A 21,339-nucleotide genomic window follows, 5' to 3' on the forward strand; every position below is an offset into this window, starting at 1 on the left:
GACCGGCTGGCATCCTGCCACCACTCAATGTTATGCACAAGACCGTAATCCGGATTACTAGCGATTAAAATGTTAAATCAAGGCAAAGCCTCATAAAAGGATTTAACCACATCCCGGTCGCCAGCCAGTCTCAAAACCGGTCACAAAAAATCTCAAAAGACCATTTTTATCTCAATTATGGCGCTGGCCTGCCTCTGCTGCGTTTTTCCCGCCCGGCGCAGGAGCAAAACAAAGCCCCGACCGGAAGCGTGCCTGCACAGCCCGCTAGTCCGGTCAGGGCCTGCACTTCTGCCATGGCCCGGATTCCGCCGTACTGCTGCCACCTGTCACAGCGGTTCAACCGCTGAACAGGTATCCTTCCCCCGGAACTGTCTGAATATAGGTGGGACGGTGTGGATCTGGCTCAATCTTGTTACGCAGGCGGTACACCACATTCTTCAACAGTGCGCCGTCTACATCCCCCCGGTAGCCCCACACCACATCGATGATGTACCCGGAATCGAGCACCTGATTGGTATGAGTCAGCAATAGCTGCAACACCCGGCATTCCAGGTAGGTTAGCCTGACCAAGGTACCATCGGCGCGAATGACCTGCCGCCGCACCGGGTCCAGCCGAAAGGCCAGCGGCCCTTTTGTTTCCTGGCTCCCGGCACCCGTCCGGGAGTGCCGCAACCATACCGCGATCTTGGCCAGGAATAGCGACGGGCTGAGCGGCTTGACGATGCATTCGTCCACTCCCGCTTCGTAAGCCGCCAGCACGTACCCCTCATCCCCTCTTGATGTCAACAGCAGCAGCGGGCTGGTAGTCTGCGGGCGTACCTGCTGGCAGAGCGCGATGCTGTCCTGCTCCTGGGCATAAATGTCGATAATGACCAGCGCGTATGAATCTTCCTGCAGGCGTTTGCCTGCTTCCTGTCCTGTCCTGGCATGCGCCGCTTCAAGTCCCCTCTGGCGCAACGCATAAGTCCAGATTCCCCCGAATTCCGGATTATCACTGATCAGCAACACACTCATTGACCGGCTCCTCCTGCTGTAGCAGCGTTATCTGTTGGGAGGGCGGCATTGTCGGCTACGGTCTGGGCCAGGCAACAGATCGCCGGATGTCTGGTCAACTCCTTTTGTCTCGGACCGTACAGGCAATGACAGCAATACCAACGCAATGTTAAAATTTGGTTAGATCAGTCTAAATTACTAGTAACAGGAAGTCAAGCCTCGACTGGTACAAGATTTTCTGTCCAAGCTATCCAGACAACAAACCGGCGGGAGGCATCCTGTCTTCCTCCCGCCGTTCTTCATAGAGCCGCAACCGCACAGTGCTACTGATAAGGCAGCACCCAGATTCGCGGGCCAATCGCCCCCCCACCTGCAACAATCACCGGCGCCCTGTGTCATCCGGGCATGCGCTTCAGCAGTACCCCATCACCTCCGGGCACTCTCCGCGACAGCCGCCAGCCGCTGGAAGAGCGCCTCGTCCAGATCAATGTGCAGCACCTGAGCCACCACCTGCGTCCAGCCGTGCAGGAAGTACAGCCAGCCATCTTCCACACGAATGTTACGTGACTCCACCTGGGCCAGCGCCTGATGCATAAAATCCAGCTCGCCCCGGTAGTTGAATTCCCAGGCGATGCCGTTGAGCGGGAACAAGCCGGCGTCAGTAATAGGCGAACCGGGGATATCCTTGCCCATCCCGGTGGCATTGATCACAATGCTGTAAGGCGGCATGGCCGCCATGATCGCGTCATTCCTGACCGGGTCCTGGTTGCAGATGTACTCCACCTCGATGTCGGTCTTAAGCTGCTCGACCATCGCTTTCATGCTGTCCAACCGCCCCTGCGAGCGATTGACCACGACAAAACGTCGGGGCCGATCTGCCGCGTCAGGTTTGTTGATCAGGTGCAGCAGAGTAGCTACTGCCGATCCCCCCGCCCCAAAACACAGGACGTGTCCGCCCGTTCGACCGAAGTAGCCCTTGCCGATAATGGCGTCCAGACTCAAGCCGGCGGTGATCGGGTCTTTGGCGTGGCCTTCCAGCTGGCCGTTGCGCTTAGAGATACAGGAGACCTCGCCGCAGATCTGGGCGTAAGGATCGGCGTAGTCGAACATATCGCGAGCCGCCTGGAAAAGGTCGATCTTGTGGGTGGTAACCAGTGCCCCCAGCGAGAGCGGATCGTATTTGATCTGCGCGACGGCCTGGCGGTAAGCCTGCGGTTCGTCGTGAATCTTCAGATCGACCCCTTCAATCACGATCTCAGGCCGCCCCAGTTCCCGCATCCATAAGGGGAAGACCTTCATGATCGACGACTTCCCGGTAGTCACGCCGATGAAATAGAACGTAGGGGTAGTCTTGGTCACGATCGTGTATCCGGAAACGGTTCGGGTTTCTGCCATCGTCCTGATCTCTCCTTGTCACTTCCGCCACAGCGCGTCCGGGCGTCACCGCAGTTGCCGGATGGCGTGAGTCAGACAGGCGCATTGCGGAGATGAAAACGGGGAGGATAAGCGCACGTCCAGCCAGGCCAGGCGGCAGCGTCCGCAGGGCGTTGCCAACCCGGAAAGCGCCGGACACCCGGTTGCCCTGAATTGTTACCGGGGAGAACCGCCGTGTCAACCGTCAGGCAGCATGACTGTACAGTAACATTAGGCCTGTCCTGACCGCCGGAACTGGATAGCAATCAGGGTCATCGCGGCGGGGAAGACCAGGCTCCACAGCCCGGCTCCGGCCAGGACGATCAGCGGTCGGTCGAACGGCGCCACAGCATGGTTGTGGGTGTCAGCCGGGCCGCTGTAACCGAAGCCACACCGACTCCCAATCGCTGGCGTATATGTTACAATTCGGATGAGAGCGATCGTCTTTCGTATCAACTGACAGGACAGAGCCGCTGTACAGGCTTTTCAAACTGGCCGGGCCATGAGGATAGCGCCGCCGTGAATACCCCTTCCATTGAAGAAGAGCTTAAGGGCATCACTGCGCTCAGCGGCATCGCGCCAGAACGCCTGGCCGAACTGGCGAAGATGATGATCCGCCGCACCTATGCTCCGGGGGAGATCATCTTCCTGGAGGGTGAGCCGGCCACCGGCATCTGGTTCATTGCCAGGGGGCGTGTGCGGATCATCAAACAGTCACTGCAGGGACGCACTCAGGCCCTTTGCCTGGCCAGCGCCGGCAAATGCTTTGGCACCTGTCCGCTGTTCAACCAGGAAACCAACCCCGCCAATGCACAAGCGGTCGATGAGGTTGTCCTGCTCATCCTGCCACGCCACGCCTTTCAGCACATCATTCAATATGAGCCGCGCCTGGTGGCGGCCCTGCTCCAGCTCTATAGCCGCCACTATGCCAATCTGGCACGTCTGAGCGAAGGACTCGGCGCCTGGAGCATCACTACTCGGATCAACGACTGCCTGCTGATGTACGCCGAATGGGACACCACGCCGCCGCTGATCCGCCTGACCCATGAGCGACTGGCCAACCTGGCCGGGACCGTCCGCGAAGTGGTGACCCGCCACCTGGCGCGGCTGGAGAACGAGGGAATCGTCCACCTCGAACCAGGCCAGATCGCCCTGCTCAAGCCCGAAAGACTCGAAGGCGTATGCCTGGCCGAAAAGGAATAACCAGCTGGGGGCGCGTCTTCCGCCGAGGCAGCCTTGTGACTTAGGTTACAGACTGCCGGACGCAACACCGATTATCCTGCTGAAAATAACCTGCCATGCCGAGCAAATCCGTGACCATCTCAACGCGCACACTGGCGGACGTACCGGCGCTGGCCAGGCTTTCGCCCGACACGCTGGAGCATCTGGCGCAGCAGGCCATCATCGTCAGCCGTCACAAAGGTGAAGTCTTCTACCGGCAGGGCGACCCGCCAAGCGGGTTGTTCGCCCTGCAGGAAGGCCGGGTCAAGCTTTACCGCCAGTCGCGGGAACGGGTACAGATCCTGGCCTTGCTTATCCCCGGCGAGTGCTTTGGCGCAACCTCTCTGCCGGACGACTCGCCCTGTCCGTGCAGCGCAGAGGCCGTCACCCCGGCGACGGCGATCTATGTGCCGCCGGAAGCGCTGCGCTGCCTGTTTGAAACCCACCCCGATCTGATGATCACGCTGCTGGAAATGATCTCCAATCAGTTGCGGCAGCTGGCTGCCCTGGTTCACGATCTGGCCTTCCGCGACGTCTCCGCCCGTCTGGCCCGCGTACTGCTGGCGCGCGCCCACGCAGAAGGCGAGGTCACCGCCGAGGGCCTGCGTATCGAGCGCGTGCTTAGCCAGCAGGAGCTTGCCGCGATGGTCGGCACCGCCCGTGAAGTCATCTACCGCGCCATCCGCGACTTTGAGCAGGCCGGGCTGCTGCGCCAGACGCGCACCGAAATCCTCATCCTGAACCCTGCTGCCCTGGCCGCAATCGCCGAGCGGGAAGTCAGGTGACTCCCCGCCATCCTCCTACATTCTCCCCCGACAGGCCATGATTTGTGACTTGAGTCACATCACGGGCGTCAGCTTGCTTACATACTAAACATACCGTCTTGGTGCCTTTCGAGTGGGCAGTCCGCACCAGCCACGCCCGATCAGCGCCATCATTGTGCGCTGTCCAGACATCACGCAGGAGAGAAGCCTATGAAGACGCATGTATCCCGCTTCAGCCTCGCCCTGACGGTCATCGCCGTCATCGTCACTGCCTTCTTCACCAGCACGCTCCGGCCCGGCTCTGGGGCCACCGCCCAGGGTCCGGACTGGCAGACCATCGCCCAGCAACGCGGTCTGACCGAAGAAGACCTGCGCGCCGCTGCCATGACCTACACTCCCAGCGGTATGCTGGACGAGTTCATCCTTTTTGCCTCCGGTGGCCAAAGCGGGCAAGTACTGGTGATCGGCGTGCCTTCCATGCGCCTGCTGCGCACCATCGCTGTGTTCACCCCGGAACCCTGGCAGGGCTACGGCTACGGGGCGATGGAAGAAGTCCTCGCCGGTGGCAACATTGGTGATCAGCAAGCCCTGTGGGGCGATTCGCATCACCCCGCCCTCAGCGAAACCGGCGGTCTGTATGACGGCCAATGGCTGTTCATCAACGACAAGGCCAACGGACGCATCGCTGTAATTGACCTGCGCGACTTTGAAACCAAGCAGATCGTCAAGAACCCCCTGTTCCTCAACGACCATGGCGGCGCGTTCGTCACGCCCAACACCGAGTACGTGATTGAAGGCGGGCAATACGCCATGCCGCTTGGCGGCGCCTACGCGCCAATCAGCGACTACGAATCCGCCTACCGCGGCCTGGTAACCTTCTGGGCTTTTGACCGGCAGACTGGCCGCATCGACCCGAGTCGTTCCTTCGCGCTGGAACTCCCACCGTACTGGCAGGACCTGTGCGACGCCGGCAAGCTGGTCTCTGAAGGTTGGATCTTCTGCAACTCGTTCAACACAGAACTGGCCACCGGCGGCATTGAAAAGGGCAACCCTCCGTTTGAGGCCGGGGCCAGCCGCGGCACAACCGACTTTCTGCACATCATCAACCTCAAGGCCGCCGAGCAGGTCTTCCAATCCGGCCAGACGGTCGAGATCAACGGCATGCAGGTCATCCCCCTGGATGTTGCCGTGCAGAACAACCTGCTGTACTTCACGCCAGAGCCGCGCAGTCCACACGGGGTGGATGTCGCGCCACAGGGCGACTTCATCGTCATCTCCGGCAAACTGGACCCCCATGTTTCCATCTATAGCTGGGCGCGCATCCAGGCCGCTATCGCCGCCGGGCCAGCGGAGACCGACGCCTACGGCGTCCCGATTCTGGCTCTGGAAGATGTGCTGGAAGCCCAGGTTGAGGTCGGGCTTGGCCCGTTGCATACCCAGTTTGATGATCAGGGGTATGCCTATACCAGCCTGTTCCTAGATACCGCTGTCGCCCGCTGGAGCATGGGCGCAGAGGGCTACCGGCCTCAAGACGGCTGGACCCTGCAGGGCACTATCCCCGTCCAGTACAACATCGGCCATCTAGTCGTCGCTGGCGGCGACACAATCGCCCCAGATGGCCGCTATCTGGTGGCGCTGAACAAGTGGTCAGTTGACCGCTTCAATAACCTGGGGCCGCTCTTGCCGCAAAACTTCCAGCTCATCGATATCAGCCAGCCCGGCAGCCAGATGCAACTGCTCTACGACATGCCGATCACAGCAGCCGAACCACATTACTCCCAGATCATCCGCGCCGACCGACTCAACGCCTGGGAGGTCTACCCGGAAGTGGGCTGGGACCCGATCACCCAGAGTGTCGATCCGAACGCCGTGGCACCCGGTACGGAGGGCATCACCCGCGACGGCAACCATGTCACCGTGCGGATGACCGCCGTCCGCAGCCACTTCAACCCGGAGCATGTCGAAATCCAGGCGGGCGATCATGTGACCTGGACGATCACCAGCCTGGAACGCGCTCGCGACGCCACACACGGCTTCGCCATCCCTTACTACGGCATCAACCTGAGCCTGGAGCCGGGGGAGACAGTCACGTTCGAGTTCGAAGCGACACAGCCGGGTGTCTTTAGCTACTACTGCACCGAGTTCTGCTCCGCGCTGCATCTGGAGATGGCCGGCTATATGCTCGTCCAGCCCCAGTAGGCAAGCTCATCACAAACGGCGGGGGATGCCAGATAAGCCTCCCCCGCCACCGTCCGCAGAATCATCAAAGGAAAGGTTCGATGGCGGCTAACTACATCGAAAGCATGGCGAATCGCACCGTCGAGCGTCCGGCCAGCGGCGAATCGCGAGCACGACAGCTGGCAGCCCGCCTGCCCTCGCTGACTTATGTCCTAGCGGCGGGCCTGCTGCTAGCCTCAATCGCCCTGCCCTACTGGAATATGACCCTGCTCGCCCCGCAGTATCCCGGAGGCCTGTACGTACGGGTCTTCGTCAACCGCATGACCGGCGACGATGATCCTGTGCTGGATGAAGTCCGCGAGATCGACAATCTCAACCATTACATCGGGATGCGCCCGCTGGCGGAGGCTGCGCAGTTCGAGCGCTCGATTGCTGTCCCGGCTCTACTCCTGCTCGCGGGGCTGCTGGTGGTGGCCGCCTTCTGGCGGCGGCGCTGGGGCTGGTTACTGGTGGTGCCGCCGCTACTTTTCCCGATCGTGTTCCTGGCGGATATGGCCTACTGGCTCAACAACTTTGGCCAGAACCTGGACCCCTACGCGCCGTTTTCCAGCGCCATTCAGCCATTCACACCACCTATCCTCGGTGAAGGGCTGGTCGGGCAGTTCCGCACGATTGCTGCGCTGGATACAGGTTGGTTCCTGGCGACAGCAGGATCGCTACTGATCCTGGCCGGGCTGGTCACTACCCTGGTCCAGGCCCGCCGGGGACACCCTGGAAGAGGAGCGGCCTAGAATGCTCAGGCGGCGGATTGTGTACGCCAGATGGCTGGCGCTGAGTCTTCTCCTGCTGGTCGCGGTGTTACCTGCCCGCGCTGGTAGCGGACAGCGTCTGATTGTTGCGCCGGGTGGCCCATACCTCTCCATCGCCGCTGCGCTAGCCGCCGCCGCGCCGGGCGACATCGTCGAGGTACGCGGGGGCATACACCCGGCTCCGCTGGAGATCACTGTACCCGGTGTCACGCTACAGGGCGTGGATAATCCGGTGATCGATGGCGGTGGGCAAGGCAGCCTGGTCATCATCGCTGCACCGGATGTTTCCCTTCAGGGATTCACGCTACGTAACACTGGCCGCACACTCAGCCACGAAGACACTGCCATCGTTGCCCAGGCCCCGCGGGTCACCATCGCGGATAACACGCTGGAGAACGTGCTGTTCGGCATCTACTTTGCCAACGCGAACAACGGCGTCGCCCGCAACAATGTCGTGCGCGGCCTGGCCCTGGAGCCGTCTCTACGCGGTGATGGCATCCGGGTGTGGTACAGCAACCATGTCACGCTGGAGAGCAATACCGTAACCAACTCCCGTGACACGTTGATCTGGTATGCGCAGGACATCTTCATCACCGGTAACACGTTCTCCGGCAATCGCTACGGGCTGCATTTCATGTACTCCAGTCACGCGCGGGTCGAAGATAACACGTTCACCCACAACTCGGTTGGCTCCTACCTGATGTATTCGGATGGTCTCATTCTGCGCCATAACACCATTGCCTACAGTCGGGGGCCAAGCGGCTACGGTGTCGCGCTCAAAGATATGGACGATGTTGAGATGACCGATAACCTGGTCATCGGCAATCGCACCGGACTATACCTGGATAACTCACCGTTCTCGGTCGACCGCTACAATACCTTCACCGGCAATGTCTTCGCTTTCAACGACCTGGGGGTCAGCGCCCTGCCCGCCGTCGCCCGCAACATCTTCCAGAACAACAGCTTCCTGGAGAACCTGCAACAGACCGGCGTGCATGGACGCGGCACTCTGCAAGGCAACATCTGGCACCAGGACGGTCAGGGCAACTACTGGAGCGACTACAGCGGTTATGACGCCGAAGGTGATGGCATCGGCGACCGGCCCTACCGCGCCGAAAAGCTCTTCGAGAGTCTGGCGGATGCTTACCCGGTTCTGCGTCTGTTCACCTTCAGCCCGGCGGCGGGGGCGATCGACTTTGCAGCCTCGGCTTTTCCATCCCTGCGCCCAGAACCGCGTCTGATCGACGAGGCACCGCTGATCCGCTACAACCTGCCAGCCAGTCTCCGGGATGACTCCGACACGGCTAACCTGCCATTCCTGCTGGGCGCTGGCCTTCTGGCTGCCATCGGGATCGGCGCTGTCGCCCTGGGATTCGCGCCCGGTCGCCCGGCCCCGGTCAGGGCGGCCATGACGCCGGTCAGCACAGAGAGGCTATCAGCAGTGAGCACAACGAAAGACACGCCGATGATCACCGTACACGATCTCAGCAAGTATTACGGCGCCGTTGCGGCGCTGGAGGACGTGACTTTCAGCATCAGCGCGGGCGAAGCTGTGGCCCTGTGGGGCGCCAATGGCGCAGGCAAGACCACTGCCCTGCGCTGTCTGATGGGCGTGATCCCCTTCACGGGCCAGGTCACAGTCAACGGCCTGGACCCGCAACGCCAGGGCCGGGCTGTACGCAGCGCGATCGGCTATGTGCCACAGGAAGCCGCTTTCTACGACCTGACGGCGCGGGAGGTACTGGCTTTTTACGCCCGGCTGAAGAAAGCGCCCGCGGCGCGCATCGCAACAGTGCTGGAACAGGTTGACCTGGCCGATCACGCCGATAAAACGGTCAGCGCGCTCTCCGGCGGCATGAAGCGGCGGCTGGCGCTGGCTGCCGCCCTGCTCGCCGACCCGCCTATCCTGCTGCTGGACGAGCCGACAGCCAACCTGGACGCACAATCCCGCCAATCCTTCCTGCAGCTTGTTCGTGAACTGAACCGTGCCGGTAAGACGATCGTGTTCTCCTCCCACCGGCTGGAAGAAGTGGCGACCCTGGCAGAGCGGGCGATCGTACTGGAGCGTGGGCGGCTCATCCGCGACTGCCGCCCAGACGAGCTGGCCGGGCTGCCGGGTGCAGCGCGTTGGCTGCGCGTATACCTGCCGCCTGACCGGCACGAACAGGCCGCCCGGTTGTTGGGAACACAGGGATTCGCTGTAGCACCCAACGGTCAGGCCCTGTATGTGGGGGTAGGCGCGGGCAGCCGGATGCAGCCTTTGCGCCTGCTAGAAGCCGCGCAAATCCCGGTAGAAGATTTCGATCTGGTGGATGGGGAGGGCCTGACCCTCCCAGAGGACTTCGTATGATCGACCTGAGCAACGTTCAAACCATCGCCCGCAAAGAGCTGCGTGACGCGCTGCGCAACCGCTGGTTCGTGCTGTACACGCTGGCGTTTGGCGGGCTGGCGCTGGCCCTTTCCGCGCTGTCACACCCCGGCGGCGGGCTGGCCAATCTGGCTGGCTACGGACGCACGGCAGCCAGCCTGGTCAACCTGGTGTTGCTCTTCGTGCCCCTGATCGGCCTGACCCTGGGCGCGGCCAACCTGGCTGGGGAGCGGGAGACCGGCGCGCTAGACTACCTGCTCACCCAGCCGGTTACCCGTCCAGAGGTGTTGCTGGGCAAGTATGTCGGGCTGGCGGCGGCGCTGCTGGCCTCGCTGGGTCTGGGCTTTGGACTGGCTGGAGTCTTCCTGGCGCTGCGCGGACAGGGGGGCGATCCAGCCGGCTACATCGTGACGGTATTGATCGCCTGGCTGCTGGGCCTGGCGATGCTCAGTTTGGGGCTACTGCTCTCCATTGTGGCTCGCCGGACTTCGGGGGCGCTGGGCGCAGCGTTGTTTCTGTGGCTTGTGCTTGTCTTCATGGGCGATCTAGGGATCATGGGTGCGGCCATCATCACCCAGCTGCCGATCGAGCAGGTACTGCTGCTGGCCTCGCTCAACCCACTGCAACTCTTCAAGACAGCCGCCATCCTGACCATCCAGGCCAACCTGGAGGTGCTCGGCCCGGCGGGTCTATACGCCACCGATCGCTTCGGCAGCGCCCTGCTGCCGCTGCTTGTGGGAGGATTACTGATCTGGATGGTGTTGCCGTTAGCTGGCGCGCTTATCCTGTTTGTGCGCCAGGGCAACAGACAAAAGGAGCACAGAACATGAAAAGCAGGTGGTTCCTGCTGGCACTGATGCTGCTGGTGGCAGCCGGATGCGGCCAGGTGGCAGCAGAAGTCCAGCCGGTTAATGATCTGGCAATCGAACTGGTGGTTGAGCCTTCCCCTCCGGCAGCCGGAGAAGCGACGCTGATCATCACTGTCACCGATGCTTCCGGCACGCCGATTGATGGTGCGATAGTTCGCGCCCACGGGGACATGGATCACGCAGGTATGGAGTCAGTTGATGGCCAGACTGCCGAAAGCACTGCCGGCGTGTACCGGGTGCCGTTCACCTGGACGATGGGCGGCGGCTGGATTCTGGATGTGACCGTCGCCTTGCCCAATAATCGGGGGTCGGTCACCCGACGCTTTGAACTGTTTGTTGAGGCCGTCTCGCACGATAGCATCCTGCACGAATCCAGCGGTCAGGCTTCAAACGGGGACGACCAGCCCGTTGAGGCGCCAGCGGAGAAACACAGCACAGGCCACTAGAAATCAGGGGAATAGAGGATTAGCAATGACTGGTAAAGAGACAACAAATATGTGGTGGGGCTGGCTGAAGCAGGTCGCTAACCCGGACAGCCAGTGGGGATGCCTGCTCCTGCCGGCAGGGGTCCTGACTTTTCTGGGTCTGATGACCCTGCCGCTGATCGCGATTGTGATCTTTATCGCCCTCCAGAGTACCTCCAGCGCCCCAGCTGCCCCGCCGCCGATCACGGCTGTCGCCTTCATGGAGGCAATCGCCACGCCTACCATCGATCTGCCAACTGCCACGCCAATCCTCCCGCCAGCGATTATCACCCCAGTGGTTGCGGCCGATCTCCCGGCTTACGCACCTGAGGCCGTGGCCGCCGGGGAGGCGGCTTACGCCTCGCTGTGCACGGCCTGTCATGGCCCGGACGCACGCGGCCTGCCCAACCTGGGCAAAGATCTGGTCGACAGTGAGTTCGTGCGCAGCCAGAGTGACCGCGAGCTACAGCAGTTCATCATCATGGGCCGTCCAATCTGGGACCCGGCCAATACAACAGGCGTTGACATGCCGCCACGCGGTGGCAACCCCGCCCTCAGTAACGAGGATATCCTGAACATCATCGCCTACCTGCGCAGCCTGCAATCCACACCGTGAACGAAAACCGGTCAAAATCTGTTATTCGCGCAGATACAAAGGAAGATCAATAATCGCCCGCACTTTGCCAAATCGCCGCCGCCGGTATAGCAGCGCCAGCTTGAGCAGCCAGGCCGTCTGGTTATGCAGCAAATGCTGCCACCAGTGGGCTGGAACAAACTCTGGCAACAGAATAGTTGCCAGCTGGCCATCATCACTTTCGCGATCCACGCGATCCAGGTACTCCAGGAGCGGGCCAACCACCGAACGATAGGGGCTGGGCACTATAACCAGTGTAACATCCTGCCCCCACCGATCCCATTCCCGCCGGATTCGCTCGCCATCGCCAGGGTTGATCTCCACGTAGACGGCCGTGACCCGGTTGGAGATCGAGCGGGCGTAGCGCAGTGCCTCGATCACCCCCCGGTGTACGCCGGAGATCGGCAGCACAACACGCGGCGTCCGCAGTGATAAGATATCCGGCGTTGCGTCACGCAGTGTTAATTCACGGGCGACCTCGCGATAGTGGGCGTTGATAGTATTGAACCCCCAGATAATCAACGGCAGCATCGCCATGACCATCCACGCGCCATCGACAAACTTGCTGATACCGACCACCACCAGCGTGACCGACGTAGCCGTGGCTCCTAAACCGTTGATCAGGGCCTTCACTCCCCAGCCCGGACCGCGCGTCTGCACCCAGTGGACGACCATCCCAGCCTGGGATAGCGTGAACGCCAGAAAGACCCCCACCGCAAACAACGGGATCAGCGCGTGGGAATCCCCCCCGAACACGATGATCAACAAGCCGCTAAAACCAGCCAGCACCAGCATGCCGTTGGAAAAGACCAGGCGGTCGCCCAGCAGGGCGAGCTGACGCGGCAGGTAGCCATCTTTAGCCAGGATGGAAGCCAGGCGGGGAAATCCGGCAAAGCTGGTATTGGCTGCTACCACCAGGATCGCCAGCGTGGACATCTGAACCAATACATACAGGATATTACGACCCAGCGCCTGCCGGACCAGAGCAGATAGAATCGTCTCATCCGGGCTGGCCACCACTCCGAAATACTGAGTCAGGCCAATGCTCCCCAGAAAGAGCACGCCCATCAGGACCGTCATCATAATCAGCGTGGTATTGGCGTTCCTGATCTCCGGCGGTTTAAAAGCCGGGACGCCGTTCCCGATCGCCTCAATGCCGGTCAGCGCGGTACAACCGGAAGCCAGGGCGTGCAGCACAAGAAAGGTCGTCACCGGCTCCTGGGCAGGCGGAGCCGTCAGCTCGAATGCGCCGGGGCCGCTGACAGCAGCCCTGATCAGCCCCACAGCCAGCATCCCCAGATAGAAGAACAGGAACGTATACACCGGGATGGCCATCAACGTCCCAGATTCACGCAGGCCGCGGAGGTTGGCCAACGTGATCAGCGTCAGGAACAGCAGCGCCAGACCCGTTCGATACGGCCATAGCATCGGGAAGGCCGAGGCAATTGCCGCCACCCCCGCCGTCAGGCTGACGGCCGCCGTCAGAACATAGTCGATCAGCAGCGCTGCAGCGGCAACCAATCCAACCCATGATCCCAGGTTTTCGCGGGCAACCGTGTACGATCCGCCGCCGCCGGGATACGCCTGTAACGCCTGCGAGTACGACAAAGCCACGATAGCCAGCAGAGCTGTGATGGCCAGCCCGATTGGCAGCATATAAGCCAGGCCTGCTGCACCAGCCACAACCAATCCCAGGTAAATTTCCTGGTTGGCGTAGGCGATGGACGAGAGTGCATCAGGCGAAAAAGCAGCCAGCGCCCGGACCTTGTTCAGTCGCTCGCCACCCAGTTGCTGTGTCGGTAGCGGTGGCCCGATCAGAAAATCCCGAATGTAGTGCACGGCTGCAACTCCTCATATCCACGTTACAGTCGCTGTTATAGCGCCTGCCCTGAGGAACCGCCAACCGAGCCTTACGGCCCGATGTACTTGGATATTGCCATATCTACGCATTCACAATGTGTGGCCGGGCTCTACTCTGATCACATCCTGTATAAGTGGTCAGGCGTTGAATGGTCGCTGGCCCAGGGACGTTGCACGCCTCAACCCGGCGCAGTACGATCGCCTGTACCGCCAGAACCGCCGCCGACCCCGCGGCCCGCTTGTTATGAGGGTGATGCATGCCTCCTTATCGCCGGACGCCGGTTGAGCCGGAATCAATCACGCCCCAGATGTGCTCGATGGATTTGCGCCTGCAAATCCTCAAAGAGCTGCCTTTCTTCGCCGGGTTGTCGATGGACGATATTGGCAGCATCAACGCCCGCTTTCGCGAGCGCGGCTACGAGGCCGGAGAGACCATCTTTTACGCCGGGGATGCGGTCAAACGGCTGTACGTCGTCGCCTCCGGCAAGGTCAAGCTGTTGCGCCATACGCTCAGCGGCCAGACCGTCCTGCTAGACATCCTGGCCCCCGGCGAGTTCTTCGGCAATCTCTCCGCCCTTGGCGGCGATGTCTATCCCGACACGGCCCAGGCCCAGACGCTGACCTGCACACTGAGCATCGAAGCCGAAGGCTTCCGCCAGATCATGACCATGTACCCGCCCATTGCCCTGGCGGTGGTCGACATCATGGCTGAGCGGCTGCGCGCCGCCCATGAGATGATGCGCCAGCTCAGCGCCCATTCCGCCGAGCAGCGTATCGCCTATACCCTGCTCAAGCTCGGCGACAAGCTTGGCGAACCAGCGGACGTAGGTCTGCTGATCCAGACGCCGCTCTCCCGCGAAGACCTGGCAGCGATGGCCGGTACTACCATCGAGACTGCCAGCCGGACTCTGAGCCAGTTCAAGAAGGCCGGGCTGATCCGCAGCGGGCGGCAGTGGGTGGCCCTGGCCAATGTCGACGGCCTGCGGGCTATCGCCGAGGGTAACACTCCCCGTTAACACCCCGATCTCACTCGGTTTCTGGAAATTGCATGCCAATGGCCACCATTGGCGCAGTTAATTGCGCTGGATCATGTGACTTGCCAGCGGAAAGCGCTATGCTGGCATCATAACCGTTGGAAGTGAAGCTGGAGGTTAACGATGAAAACCATTCTCCGCAGTCAGGAACTCTCCTGTCCATCCTGCGTGACCAAGATCGAAAAGGCCCTCAAGGCGCTGGATGGCGTCACCGAGGCCAGGGTGTTCTTCAACACCGGCCGGATCGAAGTTGATCACGATGCTGGCACGGTCAAGACCGACGATCTGGTGAAAGCCGTCCGGGCGGCTGGCTACGAGGCGTGCGTCGCGCCCTTCTGAGGCGGGACGATCGACGATCGCGATTGCCCCCACCGGGTACGCCAGCCTGGCCGCATGAATCCATTGACCAAGGGAACCAACCGACAATCATGACCTCACTACGCAATCTTCTGCAAAACCCCCGGCGGCTGCGCGAAGCATTGACCATCGGCAGCGGAACACTAATCGTAGCCGCCCTTCTGGCCGACAACCTGCCAGGCGGCTCGCCCTGGTACAATGGTTTGATGGCTGTTGCTGCCCTGGTCGCTGGCGCCGATATCGCCGTTCGCGCTGTGCGCAGCCTGTACAACCGCCACATCAGCATCGAACTGCTGGTGACCATCGCCGCTGGCGGCGCGCTGTTAATCGGCGAGTACTGGGAAGCAGCGGCCGTCACTTTCCTCTTCGTGTTGGGCGCCTACCTGGAAGCGCGTACCCTGAGCCGCACCCGCCAGGTACTTCGGAGCCTGCTTGACCTGGCTCCGACGACAGCCATCGTCCTGCGTGACGGCCGGCAGGAAGAAGTCGCCCCCGCTGAGGTCACCTTTGGCGAGATTGTGCTGATCAAGCCGGGCAGCAAGGTCCCGGTCGACGGCGAGGTCATCGACGGGCGCTCCGCTGTGGACGAGAGCATGATCACCGGCGAGCCGATCCCGGCAGAGAAGCAGCCGGGTGCGCCGGTCTTCGCCGGGACAATCAATCAGGCCGGGTTGCTGCACGTCCGCGCCACCGGTACCGGGATGGACACCACACTGGCCCGCATCATCCGTCGCGTGGAGGAGGCCCAGGATGAGAAGGCTCCCACCCAGCGCTTCATCGAGCGCTTCGCCAGGTGGTATACCCCCTTCATCATCGCCCTGAGTGGGCTGCTCTATCTGCTCACGCGCGATGTGGAGCTGGCCCTGACCATCCTGGTTATTGGCTGCCCTGGGGCACTGGTCATCTCCACCCCCGTCTCGGTCGTGGCCGGGATTGGTCGCGCCGCTAAGAGCGGCATCCTGATCAAAGGTGGCGAACACCTGGAGAACGCTGGCAAGATCTCCGCCCTGGCTCTGGACAAGACTGGCACCCTGACTGCCGGACGCCCGCGCCTGACGGACGTAGTCGCGCTGCAGCCGCTGGCGATTGCCGCTGGCACGGCCAGCGCGGAGATGGACGTCTCTTTCCCGCCGCTCGCCCCTCCCGCGCCAGGCGGCCGCTGGACGCTGGAGCAGGGTGAAGTCCTGCGTCTGGCCGCCATTGCCGAGGCTGGCTCCGAGCACCCCCTGGCCCGCGCTATTCTGGACGAAGTTGAAAGTCAGGAGGCCCTCCCGGCGGCAGGTAACTTTGAAACATTCACCGGCAAGGGCATCCAGGCCGAATATCAGGCTCAGATCATCCGCGTGGGAACCGCCGACTGGCTGTCCGAACTGGGTATCGCCATCCCGCTGGAAGCGCGGGACAGCCTGGCCCACCTGCAGGCTACCGGCAAAACAGCTGTCCTGGTCGCGGTCGATAACCTGACAATCGGCATCCTGGGCATTGCTGATACACTGCGCCCAGCGGCCCCGACCGCGATCCGCCAGCTCAAGGCGGCCGGTCTGCGGCGGATCGTTATGCTGACCGGTGATAACCGGGCCACCGCTGAGGCCATCGCCGCCGAAGCCGGGATCACAGAAGTCCACGCCCGCCTGTTGCCGGAAGACAAGCTGGAGGCAATCCGCCGTCTGCAGCGTGAAGGGCACGTCGTCGCGATGATCGGCGACGGGATCAACGACTCCCCAGCCCTGGCCGCCGCCGATGTCGGAATCGCCATGGGGGCGGCTGGCACTGACATAGCCATCGAGACCGCCGATATCGCCCTCATGGCCGATGACCTGCTTAAGCTCCCGGAGGCTATCCGCTTCTCCAGAGCCACACTGGCCAACATCCACCAGAACATGCTGGTGGCGCTGGTAACCGTGACCGGCCTGCTGATCGGCGTGATCGCCGGAGAGGTACACATGGCCGGCGGGATGCTCATCCACGAAGCCTCGGTGCTACTTGTCATCCTCAACGGGATGAGGCTGCTGCGCCTGTAGGCAGGCCCGGGGATCGCCATACCCCTGGCCATCCGCAGCAATCCGTACACCATTTACCCCGATCCCGGCAAGCGCCCCGGCCCATCCCACCAGGGCGCTACCGTCGCGGGCGGTTGCCGCCCGACCTTTTCTCCCCTAAGATAGCAGCGTACACCATTCACTGCGCCCGGCGAGAAGCAGCCGGACAAGAGGAACACCATGAGAATCGTGAAGATCATCGCCTGCCTGCTGGCGCTTGCCGGACTGCTCGATGTCATGCCCCTGATCATTCAGGCTCAGGATGGCCCGTCAGCGTTGGTCCCCGATCTCACCGGCCTCAGCGTCCCAGCGGCGGCTGCCAGCCTCAACCGGGTCGGCCTGGCGCTCGGCCCGCAGGCTGACCAGCTATGGACGGAAGAAGCCGGATTGCCGCCGAACACGATCATCAATCAGAGCATCCCGCCCGGCCAGGCAGTTGCAACGGGCACCGCGATCGGGATCACCGTCCTGCGCTTGCCCAATGTCCTGCTGCTCTACGACGCGGAAGGCATCACCCTGATCAACCAGAGCGGCACAGACCTTGACCTGAACGGCCTGATTTTCACCGCCCTGGACGGCAACACACCCGCGACATTCCCGGCAACCAACTGGCTGTCCGGCCTCTCCGCGGGCGATTGTGCCCAGCTCTGGGCGGTACGCCGCACCGGCCCCTCGCGCCCGGCGGAATGCCAGGCCATCCAGCGCTGGCTGAGCACGGTCAATCCGGCGGTGCACTTCTGGACTGGCCAAAATGGCATGACCCGCTTCAGTGTGAGCTATGGCGGCGTCGAACGGGCGATCTGCCCCGGTGCGCTACCCGGCGCCGGGCAGCAACGCTGCGCCTTCTTTCTGCCGGCAAGCGCTTTCGCTGGCGACGTGACCGAATACATTTACCTGGCCTACACGGCTGGCCGTCTGATCGTGTTCAACCAGACCCAGGATCGCTGGATGCCGCTGCAGGGGGTGAAGCTCTACAACTACAACCCCAATATTGCCATCCGCGGCGCGGAGATCGCCATCGGTGATCCCAGCCTTTATGCGATCACCAACCCGGCGGCGGATGCTAGCCAGCTGGCGCCGGGGCAATGCTTGTTCTTCACCAACGGTAGCCCGGAGGCCACTGCGCCACCCCAACCCTGCGAGATAATTGCCCGCTTGGACATTGATCCCAGTCTGGTTTTCTGGGCTGCCGACTTTGAGGTGGGCAGCACCACCGATGGCCAGCGGCACGCCTGCCCGGCTGCCAGCGCGGGCAAGCTTACGCTATGCATCATGCCCCGTTAGGCGGCTGGCCTACCGGAATCAAAAGCCGCCCCCCTGATCCCGTGGCGGGTGGCCGGTCGAACTATCCCTGCGTCAACGAGTGTCCCGATCCTAGCGGCTACCGGGATGCACCCCAAGCTCGCACTTGGCTCGCCAGCCATGCGCTGGCGCCCAGGGCGGCGGCGGATTGTTGCACTCGCCATCGCGCCAGACCTGCCCCGGCGCATTGACATAGATGTCTACATCCACAATCACCACCACAGCAGCAATGATCACCGTCAGGCCATCGTCGTCGCGAATGCCGCCATCCACGCGCACGTGGTCGCCGACCCGCAACGCGATCAGGATCGGGTCCGCCGGATCAAGCGTGATCTCAAACCCGTAGATGACGATGACATTACCCCGGATTTCCACCACCGGCCCTTCGATCACAATCACGATCGGTAAGTCCGCTTCGCCGCCCTGGTAGAACACGGTATCGGTATCCGTGACCGTCGATGCGCCAGCTGTAGCCGTCACTGTCGCCGTGTTCTGTTGCTGGCCTTCCACCGCCGCGGATGGCCCCAGGACGCACTCGAACCCGTCACCCGGCGCCAGTTGCTCCGGGATGGTGCAGCCAGTCAGGGCAAAGGCGGGATCGGCCAGGGCAATGCCGGTCAGGGCGAGCGTGCCGTTGTTGGTCACCACCAGCTTGAACAGAACATCCTGCCCGACGGTCACACGCGGGCCAGGAGCCACATCGGCGTCATGCCAGACCGAGCCACCGTTGACCGAAACAAACTTCTCGATGTCCACCGCCGGGCGCTCGCCGCCGAAGTAATGGGCGCTGTCGGCGTCGCTGACCATCCCGCCGCCGAACTCCGCCGTGACCGAGGCTGTGTTGACCTGCTGGCCTGCTGCCACCGGGAACGGCCCGGCAGGGCACTCGAAGAACATGCCGGGCGCAAGCGTCGTGGGTACGGCGCAGGCCGCCAGGTAACCGGGATCGCTCAGGCGAATCTCGCCCAGCTCAACATCGCCGCTGTTGGTAACCATCAAGCGGAAGAATACCTGCCCATCCAGCGGGACGGACGGCCCCGGCGCGCTGTCAGCGTCCGCCCAGGTCAGCCCGCCATCAGTGGACACAAACTTCTCCAGGGTGATCGCGGGTCGGGCGCAGGTCGGACCGGGGATCGGGCCTGTCGCGAAACCGTTGCCATCTTTGATCGCCACACTGACCGTCCCCTCAGCAATGTTGCCGGAAAGCGTCAGGGTGTAGGTGCGGGTGTCCGTCACCAGCAGCGGCACATCCCACTTGATTCCATCAATGCCAGTGGTCGGATCAGTACCAAAACTGACCCCGCGAGCCGGACTGTAGCCAACAACCTGTAATGGCGGATCGCAGGCTGGCAGACCCAGGTCAAAATGGCTCAGGTCGGGCGGCTGGCCCATCCCGGCCACTGTATAGGTGAAGGTCGTCTGGTCGGTAGTGTCGTTGTACACCCGGCCACCATAGCGCACCTCGAAGCTGCCCAGCTGCAGCCCACCATCTGGCCCCTGCGCCCATAGCGGAACCGGTACGGGCAGCAGGCAGAGCACGAGGATACCGAGTAACAGTGCACGACATTGTTGACCCATACAGGTACTCCAGACGAGATGACTCATCTCAACAGGTGCGATCATGGCCTGATCTATTAAACCATACCTTTCTCATATCACCGCCGCCCGCCACCGGGAACAGGACAGAATTCCTACAGTCCTGCCCGGCGCAGGATGGGCGCGCTGGCAGATCCGCTGCCTATCCTGCTGGGTACAATGCTACAATGAGGATGTCAGCAACTCACCCTGTGAGCCTGGCTCTGCGCCTGACTGCCGGCGCTGAGGCTTCCTGTGGCGTCCGCGCTGGCGCCCCACCTGACAGGTAGAGATGATCCATGACCTCATTTGAGACACGAATCACCCTGGTGCCGGAGCAGTTCAGCGAGCGCGAACGCACCGTAGTCACCCACGGCCCGCTGACAGCGACAGCCTTCCGGTACGGCAGCGGCGTGTGCGCCCTGCGCCTGGAAAACGAGCATGGCGCGCTGACCGTGCTGCCCTACCAGGGCCAGCAAATCTGGGTGGCGGAGTTTGGCTGTCCGGGCGTGGCGCGGCGCAACATCACCATGCGCTCCGCCTTTGAGGAACCACAGCCCACCCGCGACTTCCTGGCCACCTTCGGCGGCTTTTTGCAGCACTGCGGCCTGACCGGTGTGGGCGGACCCTCGCCGCAGGATACCCATCCGCTGCATGGCGAGCTGCCGAACGCACCCTACCAGTCCGCTTATCTGGTAGCCGGCCAGGATGCCGCCGGCCCTTACCTGGGTATTGGCGGGAGCTACCGGCACACGGTCACCTTCTCCCACGACTATCTGGCGGAACCACTGGTCACGTTGCATGGCAGTGCAGCGGGTTTCCGCGTGGCCATGACGATCACCAACCGCAAGCGATCGGACATGGAGATGCTCTACCTGATGCACCCCAACTTTCGCCCGGTGGATCATGGCCGGGTGGTCTACTCCGCGCCGTGCACACCGCAGACCGTGCGCGTCCTGACGGCCATCCCCGCCCATATCCGCCCCCGCCCTGGCTACCGGGAGTTCCTGGAACGCCTGGCGGCAGACCCTGCCCTGCACCAGGTACTTGCCCCCGATCTGGCCTTTGACCCGGAAGTGGTCATGTTTATTGACTATGTGGCAGACGCTGACGGCTGGGCACACAGCATGCTGGTGCACCCGGACGGCAGCGCCGAAGTTATCCATCATCGTCCTGCCGAACTGCCGCGAGCCACGCGCTGGATCAGCCGCACCCCTGATCATGACGCCATCGCCCTGGCGGAGGCTGGCACTGCTGAGCCGCGGGGCTACCTGGGAGCCAGGGCTAACGGCCAGGTCAGGATTCTCAGGCCGGGGGAGCGTTTCTCCTGCGCCATTGAGATCGAAGTCCTGAACCCGGATGACGCCCGCCACCTGGAAGCGCACATCCAGGCTGTGCTCGCCGCCCATGCCTGATCGCACTCCCGCCCTGTGGGGCGGTATTCATGACAACCCGTCCG

Annotated in this window: 17 protein-coding genes; 13 read left to right on the forward strand and 4 right to left on the reverse strand. The window is 62.4% G+C overall.

What is annotated here, in order from left to right:
* Nucleotides 1–336: 336 nt before the first annotated feature.
* Nucleotides 337–1,014, reverse strand: coding sequence for a response regulator transcription factor (locus tag HPY64_01960; protein NPV65891.1), 678 nt, complete (start codon nucleotides 1,012–1,014; stop codon nucleotides 337–339).
* Nucleotides 1,015–1,419: 405 nt separating this feature from the next.
* The gene (locus tag HPY64_01965; protein NPV65892.1) at nucleotides 1,420–2,388 is read right to left on the reverse strand and encodes a shikimate dehydrogenase; all 969 of its coding nucleotides are present in this window, start codon (nucleotides 2,386–2,388) and stop codon (nucleotides 1,420–1,422) included.
* A gap of 537 nt (nucleotides 2,389–2,925) precedes the next feature.
* Here HPY64_01965 and HPY64_01970 point away from each other — a divergent pair.
* The 8 genes from HPY64_01970 to HPY64_02005 all read left to right on the forward strand — a co-directional run bounded on the left by HPY64_01970 (nucleotide 2,926) and on the right by HPY64_02005 (nucleotide 11,695).
* Nucleotides 2,926–3,609, forward strand: coding sequence for a Crp/Fnr family transcriptional regulator (locus HPY64_01970; GenBank protein ID NPV65893.1), 684 nt, complete (start codon nucleotides 2,926–2,928; stop codon nucleotides 3,607–3,609).
* Nucleotides 3,610–3,704: 95 nt separating this feature from the next.
* Nucleotides 3,705–4,412, forward strand: a complete 708-nt coding sequence (locus HPY64_01975; protein NPV65894.1) for a Crp/Fnr family transcriptional regulator — start codon at nucleotides 3,705–3,707, stop codon at nucleotides 4,410–4,412.
* Nucleotides 4,413–4,601: 189 nt separating this feature from the next.
* The gene (gene nosZ, locus HPY64_01980; protein ID NPV65895.1) at nucleotides 4,602–6,590 is read left to right on the forward strand and encodes a Sec-dependent nitrous-oxide reductase; all 1,989 of its coding nucleotides are present in this window, start codon (nucleotides 4,602–4,604) and stop codon (nucleotides 6,588–6,590) included.
* 80 nt (nucleotides 6,591–6,670) lie between these two features.
* A complete protein-coding gene (locus HPY64_01985; protein ID NPV65896.1) occupies nucleotides 6,671–7,360 on the forward strand; it encodes a cytochrome C in 690 nt (229 codons plus the stop codon).
* Nucleotide 7,361: 1 nt separating this feature from the next.
* Nucleotides 7,362–9,728: a nitrous oxide reductase family maturation protein NosD gene (nosD, locus tag HPY64_01990; protein ID NPV65897.1), complete on the forward strand. Its 2,367-nt coding sequence runs from the start codon at nucleotides 7,362–7,364 to the stop codon at nucleotides 9,726–9,728.
* On the forward strand, nucleotides 9,725–10,576 hold the full coding sequence (locus HPY64_01995) for an ABC transporter permease subunit (protein ID NPV65898.1): 852 nt from the start codon (nucleotides 9,725–9,727) through the stop codon (nucleotides 10,574–10,576). The genes nosD and HPY64_01995 overlap by 4 nt, the downstream gene beginning before the upstream one ends.
* Complete coding sequence (locus tag HPY64_02000) at nucleotides 10,573–11,061, forward strand: FixH family protein (protein NPV65899.1); 489 nt, start codon at nucleotides 10,573–10,575, stop codon at nucleotides 11,059–11,061. The genes HPY64_01995 and HPY64_02000 overlap by 4 nt, the downstream gene beginning before the upstream one ends.
* Nucleotides 11,062–11,086: 25 nt before the next feature.
* Nucleotides 11,087–11,695, forward strand: coding sequence for a cytochrome c (locus tag HPY64_02005; protein NPV65900.1), 609 nt, complete (start codon nucleotides 11,087–11,089; stop codon nucleotides 11,693–11,695).
* 21 nt (nucleotides 11,696–11,716) lie between these two features.
* Here HPY64_02005 and HPY64_02010 read toward each other — a convergent pair whose 3' ends face one another.
* Nucleotides 11,717–13,552 carry an APC family permease gene (locus tag HPY64_02010; protein ID NPV65901.1) on the reverse strand — a complete coding sequence of 612 codons (1,836 nt, stop codon included), beginning with the start codon at nucleotides 13,550–13,552 and terminating at the stop codon, nucleotides 11,717–11,719.
* Between the two features lie 278 nt (nucleotides 13,553–13,830).
* Between HPY64_02010 and HPY64_02015 the strand changes: the two genes are divergently transcribed.
* The 4 genes from HPY64_02015 (at nucleotide 13,831) to HPY64_02030 (ending at nucleotide 18,287) form a co-directional block, all read left to right on the forward strand.
* A complete protein-coding gene (locus HPY64_02015; protein NPV65902.1) occupies nucleotides 13,831–14,589 on the forward strand; it encodes a Crp/Fnr family transcriptional regulator in 759 nt (252 codons plus the stop codon).
* A 141-nt stretch (nucleotides 14,590–14,730) separates the two neighbouring features.
* Nucleotides 14,731–14,946, forward strand: a complete 216-nt coding sequence (locus HPY64_02020) for a heavy-metal-associated domain-containing protein (GenBank protein ID NPV65903.1) — start codon at nucleotides 14,731–14,733, stop codon at nucleotides 14,944–14,946.
* Nucleotides 14,947–15,035: 89 nt separating this feature from the next.
* Nucleotides 15,036–16,985, forward strand: coding sequence for a cation-translocating P-type ATPase (locus HPY64_02025; GenBank protein ID NPV65904.1), 1,950 nt, complete (start codon nucleotides 15,036–15,038; stop codon nucleotides 16,983–16,985).
* Nucleotides 16,986–17,183: 198 nt separating this feature from the next.
* Nucleotides 17,184–18,287, forward strand: coding sequence for a PASTA domain-containing protein (locus HPY64_02030; GenBank protein ID NPV65905.1), 1,104 nt, complete (start codon nucleotides 17,184–17,186; stop codon nucleotides 18,285–18,287).
* 90 nt (nucleotides 18,288–18,377) lie between these two features.
* Here the strand turns inward: HPY64_02030 and HPY64_02035 are convergent, their stop codons facing one another.
* Nucleotides 18,378–19,883 carry a hypothetical protein gene (locus tag HPY64_02035; protein ID NPV65906.1) on the reverse strand — a complete coding sequence of 502 codons (1,506 nt, stop codon included), beginning with the start codon at nucleotides 19,881–19,883 and terminating at the stop codon, nucleotides 18,378–18,380.
* 296 nt (nucleotides 19,884–20,179) lie between these two features.
* On the opposite strand from HPY64_02035, the gene HPY64_02040 reads away from it, so the two are divergent.
* A complete protein-coding gene (locus HPY64_02040) occupies nucleotides 20,180–21,295 on the forward strand; it encodes a DUF4432 family protein (GenBank protein NPV65907.1) in 1,116 nt (371 codons plus the stop codon).
* Nucleotides 21,296–21,339: the final 44 nt, after the last annotated feature.

The organism is Anaerolineae bacterium (assembly GCA_013178165.1).
GTDB lineage: Bacteria > Chloroflexota > Anaerolineae > Aggregatilineales > Ch27 > Ch27.